Raw genomic sequence first — 5565 nt, 5'->3', positions numbered from 1 at the left:
ATCTTGTAACAATAGATCTTGTCCTACTTGCCAATCAGAAAATAAAAGAGAATGGAATTCTAATACAAAAGAAAAAGTTTCTAATTCTCCACATTATCATCTTGTTTTTAAGTTACCTTCTTTTCTGTATCCATATATTCTTTCCCATTATAAAGAATTTATAGAAATCCTTTTTGAAGCTTCATCTAATACGATTCTCAAATTAATTAAGTATTCTTTTGACCTAACCCCTACTACGGCTTTCATTTCTGTTCTACACACTCATGGGGATGCTTACCAGCTTCATCCTCATATACACATCCTTCTCAATTCTATTGCTCTATCCAAAAAAACAGGACAAGATTTCTCTTACTAGATCAGACTCTCTTCAAACTTGATAACTTCAATTCTATATATAACCAAATTCTAAAGAAAGAATTAATTCTTTTACATAAGAAACATCCTGAACTTGGAAATGACTTCAGACTAAATATAGATAATTTACATAAAGAAAATATATTTGTTTCTAAGAAATACGATTCCCCTTTTCCTATCATTGACTACCTTTCCAAAACTATAAAAGGAAATGCTCTCGATCTTAATCAGGTCGATTATTTTGATAATGGTTCCATTAATCTTCATAATAAAGATAAATCTTTTCCTTTTCTAACCATGAATTTGTAAATAGATACATCAAACACATCATTCCACAAAACATTAAATCTATTCGTTATTCTGGTTTCTACAGCTCCGCTAGTAGATCTAAGTATGACCTCGTAAATCAATTATTAGAGATAAACAGTAAAGAAGAAACAGAATCAAAAATCAATGATGATTCCATTCTCGATGAGAATCATAAATTCCACAAATCTTGTCCTTTCTGCAATCAAAGGATGATTCTGTTAGAAGAAGTTGACGAATTCAAAGTTCCAGATATTGTTTACATCAAATTTGGAAAGGATCCGCCTACTGAAGAACTATTCACAAGACTTGTCGCTTAACTTTGACTCAATTTTGGACTATTAAATTCCTTAGTGAGAAAAAACAGGCAGCAAGCCAAACTTAGCATAGGGCACAGCAGATAACAGCGCGGAAACGCTTCGCTTCGGGACGAGCCCTCGCTTGGCCTCCGGCACATTCCTCTCCGTCACGCTTCTTGCTCCGCAAGAAGACGCGCCGACGCTAACGCCTGCCCTGCAGGCTCAGCTAAGAGGAACGTCGTCTCCGCTAGTTCGTTATGCGCAATAGGTTAAAAATTAATTCTAAATTATAGATTTAAGAAAAAGGAAAAGAAATTGCAATTTACCTACTTAAAAAGCTTCTATTTAATAAATATATGCTATTTGAATGGGATCATAAGAAAAACGCCTCAAATCTAAGAAAACATAATATTTCATTCAATCAAGCCTCTGAAGTATTTCTAGATAAAGATGCTATATACATACAAGACGAAAAACATTCTGAAAATGAGGATAGGTGGCTAGTCATCGGAAAAGTTGAAAATTTTACCATTGTAGTTGTTGTTTTTGTAGACAAATCTAATAAATCAGAGGAAAAATTAAGAATAATTTCTGCAAGACAGGCGAATAGAACTGAGGAGAATGAATATCTCCAAAGACTAGGTAAAGAATAGTTATGAAAAAAAATTACGACTTTTCAAAAGGCAAAAAAGGAATTTTTTACATTAAAGATAAAAAGGATGTCCACCTACCAATTTATCTAGATAACGATATTGAAGAATATTTTTCGAAAATAGCTATTTCGAAAGGTAAAGATATAAATTCAATTATAAATAAAGTATTAAAAAAGGAAGTTGAACTACAAAAAGAACTTTCTGCATAACTTTTAGTTTCTAATTTTCAGTTCGCTTAATTTATCTAGTATTTATCAAGATGAAACTGGATTCTCTGATTTTCAATATTAGCTGATCAAATTTTTTAAATCCAACTCTCTTCTACAATTATTTAACTATAAAAAAACTTAGTAGAAATAATAAATATAATTATAAAATAACCTACTGCGACTAACAGCATGGAAACGCTGCGCTTCGGCACAAGGCCTCGCTTGGGCTGCGCCACATTTCCCTTCTGTCACTCGTTTGCAGCAGCAAACTCCGTGCCAGTCCCTAACGTCCCGTTCGGGACTCAGGGTCGGGAAACGTCGTCTCCACTAGTTCGTTATGCGAAATCCTAAAATTGTATGAATAAATTATTCATTTTTCTAAACATCTTTTATCTAATATCCTACTTAATAGATTTTCTTTTATATTTAATTCCAGAAAACTCTTTAAATGATACATACGTTTGGTTACATTTTCTGGTTTTATATCCAATTATTTTTTATGGATTCATTTTCCTTCTCTTATTCATTTTCTCATGCAGAATAATTAAAAAAGAAAACTTTATCTCAATATTAATTATTTTTACAATATTCATCTCTTTTGAATATTTGAAAATTGCCCTACTAAAAAAACACACAATATACAAAATTGAAAATAATTTTACAAATTCAGAAAAAACTTTAACTGCTACAAAAAGGGAAGAATATGCTAAATATTTTCGGAGTAATACTTTTCAAGAAAACGAAATTTTCATCAATGATCGAATTGAAGAAAACATTTTAAGCGTTGACATTTTTAGTAATATTAAAATAAAATTCAAAAAAACTCATTTAAATTATATAAAGTCAAAATTAGGTAACAATTTCAATTTACTTTCTTTTATATCTCCCCAAGAATACAATACTGATTATGAAAATACGAAATTTGACAAGCTCATTGAAATTTCAACAGAAAAGGGAAAAATTGTCTTTTTTGTATTTAATTCTATTATTCAAAACTGTATTTTTAATTCAGAATTTGAAAAAAATAATATTCCGCTTATAAAGCATTGTCATCAAAAACAAGAGTATTTTCAAGTTTATTGGAATAATATACTAAAATTATACTGCAAGCAACGTTCAATTATATTTCAAAATTCAAATATTTGCGATGAATTTCTATAGTAGACCAAAGGACTTCGCATAACAGCGTGGAAACGCTGCGCTTCGGCACGAGGCCTCGCTTGGGCTGCGCCACATTCCTCTCCGTCACGCTTCTTGCTCTGCAAGAAGACGCGCCGACGCTAACGCCTCCTCCGGAGGCTCAGCTACGAGGAACGTCGTCTCCACTAATTCGTTATGCGCAAGTTTGGGATTGTATGCCTGAGGACATGGGCAAAAAACTATCTTTATAAATAAAAAATCGAAAAAAATATATTCTTTTTTGATTTCTTCTTAAATCCATAGAATTGAAAAAAATCGCCTTAAATATATAATGTATGAATCAAATCAATTACGATGAATTCAAAAAATTAGATCAAATAAATACGAAGCTTAGACCTAAATCAGAAACAATTTACGAAGAATTAACTGATTTTACAAAAAGATATAGAAATTTAAATACACAAAACAAAGAATTCTTCAGAACCAGCATACCTCAAAATTTGAAGCGAAAGTTTTTAGCATTTAGTGGATTCTTAGCCGAATATGCAATATACAAAAAAGATGATAAATATATATCAGCTGCTTTGTTATTCCATAGTATGGAAGATTTTTCTAGTGACTATAGAGAGAATATTCGCTTTCTAATATTAATAAATCATTCTTCAAATATTCTTGGGCAAGATTTAGAAAAATACATAACTAATGAAATAGATAATTACTCACCTAGAGCAAAAAGATATTTTGAACAATTTCTTGAGCGAGAAAAATCGCTAAATAGTATTGAAAAATTTGATATACAATTAAAGGAAATAGAAAACTTTCCTATTTATACAAAGTTATAATTAGAAAAATTAATTAGCTCATAATTTAAATCAGAAATATTATCTTAAGAACTTCAGCTTCTAAAAACATATCCCTTGATTAACTAAGAAAATAAATCCAGGAAATATCGGGAATAAAAAATATTAAAGCCCCCAAACCAACGCCTAACAGCGTGGAAACACTGCGCTTCGGCACGAGGCCTCGCTTGGGCTACGCCACATTTCCCTTCTGTCACTCGTTTGCATCCGCAAACTCCGTGCCAGTCCCTAACGTCCCGTTGGGACTCAGGGTCGGGAAACGTCGTCTCCACTAGTTCGTTATACGACATTTTTTAATATTTACTAATTCAATAACCTGGAATAAAAATTATGAATATATTTAAAAAATCACTAATTGAAATTGAAAGTGATCTTGCAAAAATTGACATTAAACACAATTATACATCTTTCTCGGAAAGTGACAAAGGACTTGAAGATGAATTTTTTACCCAATCTATAAAAACCGAAAAAAAATCCATTTTAGGAATTGATATCTATCAATATTCACAATTTGAAGAACCTTATCAGCATTTTATCCCTGTAATTTTTAAAATTCTATTAAATCTTACAAAAGCTAGTATGATAGATTCTAAAGTTTAACGCAACACTTCCTTTATTTTTTCCGCGGGAGTTTTCCAGCCAAGCGTTTTTCTTGGACGCTCATTTAAAAGCTTTTGGACTCTTTTCAGTTCTTTTCTTGATATATCATTAAAGTCAGTTTTTTTAGGAAAGAAATCTCTTATTAGCATATTCGTATTTTCACAAGTCCCCCTTTCCCAAGGACTTCCCGGATGACAAAAATATACTTTCATTTGAGTATCTTTTGTAAATAGCTTATGGTTACTCATTTCTTTACCTTGATCATAAGTTATCGAAAGTCTAAGCTCTGTTGGCATTTTTTTTAGTTCCTTGGCAAAACTTTTTCTGACGCCACGTCTCAGCATCTGTGCTTGTTAAAGGAACCAGTATAACATTTCTAGTAGTTCTCTCTACAATTGTACCAATTGCACTTTTGTGATTCTTTCCAATTATCAAATCACCTTCCCAATGTCCTGGAATTGATCTTTTTTCAACTGATTTTGGTCGTTCTTCAATGCTTATCATGTCTGGTATTTTACCTCTATTATCAGTATTTTTCGACTTTTTGTAGGGTTTCATCTTTCGGCGTAGATAGCTTTGCAATTCCTTTTTAGTTCGCCTCTCGGTAAAAGATAGATATAAGTATAAATAGTTTGATGGGAAACTGATTCTGTAATTCCGCTTGGCAGATTTTCTTTTAAAGACATCTCTATTTGCTCTGGTGACCATTTAAGTTCTAATTTAGATTTTATAAATTTTCGTAAATTTGGATGTTTTTGCAACTTTATTTTACCAGAATTTCTGGAACTTTCATTCTTCTGTGAAATGATTTGAGCATTTGATACTGAATAATTAATGAAAGAATTTCTTGAATAACCTTTAGATAATTCTCTGGAAATGCTTGAAGGACTTCGATTCAGTATCTTAGCTATACTTCTAATACTTTCCTCTTTAAATCGCATCTCAGCAATTACTTCCCTTTCTTTCAAATTAATTCTTGTATAATGATTCATTTATTAACACCTTATTCATTAGATTATCGGTGTTGCGTTAAAAATTTGATTCTACCTTTGTATTTATGAACTGTATTCCGGAAAAGGCATCTGACGACGGTTCTGCGGCTGCAATGTTGATTTTGGTGACAGAGGCAGTTTCTGCTTCCGAA

At 31.7% G+C, this 5565-nt stretch carries 10 protein-coding genes; 7 read left to right on the top strand and 3 right to left on the bottom strand.

Going from position 1 to position 5565, the window contains the following annotated elements; genetic code table 11:
* From LEP1GSC199_RS21665 to LEP1GSC199_RS05455, 7 genes are all read left to right on the top strand, one after another.
* Positions 1–355 (top strand): transposase zinc-binding domain-containing protein (locus LEP1GSC199_RS21665; RefSeq protein WP_002978714.1); only part of this gene is annotated, 355 nt, incomplete at its 5' end.
* 277 nt (positions 356–632) lie between these two features.
* Complete coding sequence (locus LEP1GSC199_RS21660) at positions 633–980, top strand: transposase (RefSeq protein WP_332307930.1); 348 nt, start codon at positions 633–635, stop codon at positions 978–980.
* A 335-nt stretch (positions 981–1315) separates the two neighbouring features.
* Positions 1316–1612 carry a BrnT family toxin gene (locus LEP1GSC199_RS05475; RefSeq protein ID WP_002978721.1) on the top strand — a complete coding sequence of 99 codons (297 nt, stop codon included), beginning with the start codon at positions 1316–1318 and terminating at the stop codon, positions 1610–1612.
* A 2-nt stretch (positions 1613–1614) separates the two neighbouring features.
* On the top strand, positions 1615–1821 hold the full coding sequence (locus tag LEP1GSC199_RS05470) for a hypothetical protein (RefSeq protein WP_002978723.1): 207 nt from the start codon (positions 1615–1617) through the stop codon (positions 1819–1821).
* A 606-nt stretch (positions 1822–2427) separates the two neighbouring features.
* On the top strand, positions 2428–2982 hold the full coding sequence (locus LEP1GSC199_RS05465; protein WP_157356600.1) for a hypothetical protein: 555 nt from the start codon (positions 2428–2430) through the stop codon (positions 2980–2982).
* A gap of 314 nt (positions 2983–3296) precedes the next feature.
* Positions 3297–3803 (top strand): hypothetical protein, encoded by a 507-nt coding sequence (locus LEP1GSC199_RS05460; protein WP_002978712.1) that lies wholly within the window; start codon positions 3297–3299, stop codon positions 3801–3803.
* Between the two features lie 348 nt (positions 3804–4151).
* A complete protein-coding gene (locus LEP1GSC199_RS05455; RefSeq protein WP_002978725.1) occupies positions 4152–4421 on the top strand; it encodes a hypothetical protein in 270 nt (89 codons plus the stop codon).
* On the opposite strand, the gene LEP1GSC199_RS22070 is transcribed toward LEP1GSC199_RS05455, so the two are convergent.
* Genes LEP1GSC199_RS22070 through LEP1GSC199_RS21655 form a run of 3 tightly spaced genes read right to left on the bottom strand, consistent with a single transcriptional unit; the run spans position 4418 to position 5413 of the window.
* Positions 4418–4717, bottom strand: coding sequence for an IS30 family transposase (locus LEP1GSC199_RS22070; protein ID WP_002978716.1), 300 nt, complete (start codon positions 4715–4717; stop codon positions 4418–4420). The two genes, LEP1GSC199_RS05455 and LEP1GSC199_RS22070, sit on opposite strands and share 4 nt — an antisense overlap.
* The gene (locus LEP1GSC199_RS22065; protein WP_269746519.1) at positions 4701–5069 is read right to left on the bottom strand and encodes an IS30 family transposase; all 369 of its coding nucleotides are present in this window, start codon (positions 5067–5069) and stop codon (positions 4701–4703) included. The genes LEP1GSC199_RS22070 and LEP1GSC199_RS22065 overlap by 17 nt, the downstream gene beginning before the upstream one ends.
* Positions 4976–5413, bottom strand: a complete 438-nt coding sequence (locus tag LEP1GSC199_RS21655; RefSeq protein ID WP_002976059.1) for a helix-turn-helix domain-containing protein — start codon at positions 5411–5413, stop codon at positions 4976–4978. The genes LEP1GSC199_RS22065 and LEP1GSC199_RS21655 overlap by 94 nt, the downstream gene beginning before the upstream one ends.
* Positions 5414–5565: the final 152 nt, after the last annotated feature.

The organism is Leptospira vanthielii serovar Holland str. Waz Holland = ATCC 700522 (assembly GCF_000332455.1).
Classification (GTDB): Bacteria; Spirochaetota; Leptospiria; order Leptospirales; family Leptospiraceae; genus Leptospira_A; species Leptospira_A vanthielii.
Note: the sequence above shows the minus strand (reverse complement) of the source record. Positions and strands in the feature narration are given on the sequence as shown.